This is a genomic window from Vibrio sp. M260118 (assembly GCF_036533755.1).
Taxonomy (GTDB): domain Bacteria; phylum Pseudomonadota; class Gammaproteobacteria; order Enterobacterales; family Vibrionaceae; genus Vibrio.
Genome location: NZ_JATABG010000491.1, coordinates 1 through 2,103, shown reverse-complemented (window position 1 = coordinate 2,103; position 2,103 = coordinate 1). Strand labels below are relative to the sequence as shown.

General features: G+C 46.4%; 3 protein-coding genes. 1 reads left to right on the top strand and 2 read right to left on the bottom strand.

Going from position 1 to position 2,103, the window contains the following annotated elements; genetic code table 11:
- Window positions 1–123: 123 nt before the first annotated feature.
- The gene (locus QTO00_RS18760; RefSeq protein WP_331426117.1) at window positions 124–1,284 is read left to right on the top strand and encodes an MFS transporter; all 1,161 of its coding nucleotides are present in this window, start codon (window positions 124–126) and stop codon (window positions 1,282–1,284) included.
- Window positions 1,285–1,308: 24 nt separating this feature from the next.
- On the opposite strand, the gene QTO00_RS18755 is transcribed toward QTO00_RS18760, so the two are convergent.
- Window positions 1,309–1,704, bottom strand: coding sequence for a nitrous oxide-stimulated promoter family protein (locus QTO00_RS18755; RefSeq protein ID WP_331426116.1), 396 nt, complete (start codon window positions 1,702–1,704; stop codon window positions 1,309–1,311).
- 8 nt (window positions 1,705–1,712) lie between these two features.
- A partial coding sequence (locus tag QTO00_RS18750; RefSeq protein ID WP_331426115.1) for a GNAT family N-acetyltransferase occupies window positions 1,713–2,103 on the bottom strand: 391 nt, incomplete at its 5' end.

The following is a 2,103-nucleotide window of genomic DNA, read 5'->3' as shown; positions in this document are numbered from 1 at the left end:
CTTAACAACGATAAATAATTTTTGTCGTCATAGTTAAATGTTTTAGTTTTACCTTTAACCATTTTCACCCCATAGTCGCGCCGAAATTTGTTCAGTTTTAATTCAACGTAAGAGGCCACGACATTGGAAAACACCCTAGTACCTGCCCCAAAAGCTCGCATTTCTGTACCTGTGATTGCGCTTGCTCTTTATGCGGTCGCTTCAGGGTATCTGATGAGTCTTATTCCTTTGATGTTGGCTGAATATGATATCGATGCCTCTATCGCAAGTTGGCTCGCAAGTATTTTCTATGCTGGCTTGCTCGTTGGCGCTGTAGTAGTAGAACCTATGGTGAACAAACTTGGCCACCGTAATGCATTCGTTTGGTGCTTGGTCACTTTTATCATCACCATTATGGCTTTACCCTTGCTGCCACATGCTACGGTTTGGCTGTTCGCTCGCTTTATAGCCGGTATTGCGGTCGCAGGTGTATTTGTGATTGTTGAATCATGGTTGCTTCACGGCGATGAAAGCGCTCGCGCTAAAAGACTTGGCCTATACATGGGGTCACTCTATGGCGGCGGAGCAATCGGCCAACTAGGTATTGGCACTATCGGCGTAACTGGCGGTGTACCATTTATCGCAATCGTAACCTTGCTGATCTTAGCAGTTGTAGTACTAGTATTTGGCGACAGCGACCAACCTGAAAACGAACACAGCACGCCTTTGTCGCTTAAACAGATTGGTAAGCTAAATCACGCAGCGATCATTGGCTGTGTTGTTTCTGGCCTGACCCTAGGTGCAATTTACGGACTGATGCCAATTGAGTTACAAAGTCGTGGCATTGAACACAGCGATATTGGCAGCCTAATGGCTATTGTGGTGCTAGGTGGCATGGCCGTTCAGCCAATCGTACCTTGGTTGTCAAAGTTTTTAGGCCGTACTCTGCTAATGGCGTTGTTTTGTTTGTTGGGTGTCGCAGCAATTAGCTTGACCTCTATGATCGATGGCTTGCAGGGATTAGGTGCTGGGCTATTTCTACTGGGTATGGCAACCTTTGCTCTCTACCCAGTAGCAATTAACTTAGGCTGTGACAGGCTTGAGGCTAGCTACATAGTTTCCGCTACTCAAGTCATGCTATTTAGCTACAGTATCGGTTCAGTCGTTGGGCCAATTGCCGCTGACTGGTTTATGGAAGACTCTCAAGGGCTGATGGAATATCTGTTCGCTGCGCTACTCGCGACATGTATCTACATGCTGATTGCGAGCGTTAAGACTAAACATCAAGCGGTGGCCGGAGAATAGTACAGGCTGATTTTTTGGGGACGCTTATTGCGTCCCTTTTTGTTGCTGCTTTCTTTGATGTCGGTTAGAAGCCCCTGCCTGCGGTTTGTCCGGAACTGGCTTGCGCTCATGGAGCAAATGGCGAATCGCTAATATAGGGTGTGGCAATAGCATCCTAGGTCCTGCGTAGCGCATCACTTGACGCATCTGCTCTTTCTGCTGCGCTTTGTAGCAGTGAATTAGACACCGATTACAGGTGGGCTTACCTTGCCCATATGGACAACGATCTAATTTGGTTTCAGCGTATTCGAGTAAGCTTTGACACTGACTACACAGCTGCTTATTAGTGCCGTGATGAGCTCGACAGTAGATAACCATCATTGCGCGCACCGTCTTAAACTCGGTCAGCAACTCTCCTCGAAGAATCTCTGAATTCGCCATAGTTACTCTCACCTAAGACTCATTTGATACAACAGTAAGTCTACTGTATCACTCAGCGCTTCTTGCACCTTGATATAGGTAAAGCCAAGTTTAGATAATAGTGCTCGACTACCTTCATTGTCAGAGGTGGTAATGGCGACTATCTCTTCAATCTCGGTCGACTCACTTGCGTATTTAAGTACCGCCTGTCCTGCTTCATACCCATACCCTCTGCGGTATGAACTAGGCATAAATCCGTAGCCAATATCATAGGCTTCTAATTCAGGTCGTTTAATCAGGCCACAAACTCCGATTTTTTCACCCGTTTCTGTAACTTCAACCAGTAACAGGCAGACACCAAACTCTTTATGCATACCCAAGATCTTTTCGTCGACATAATCTCTCGCATCACTTTCACTG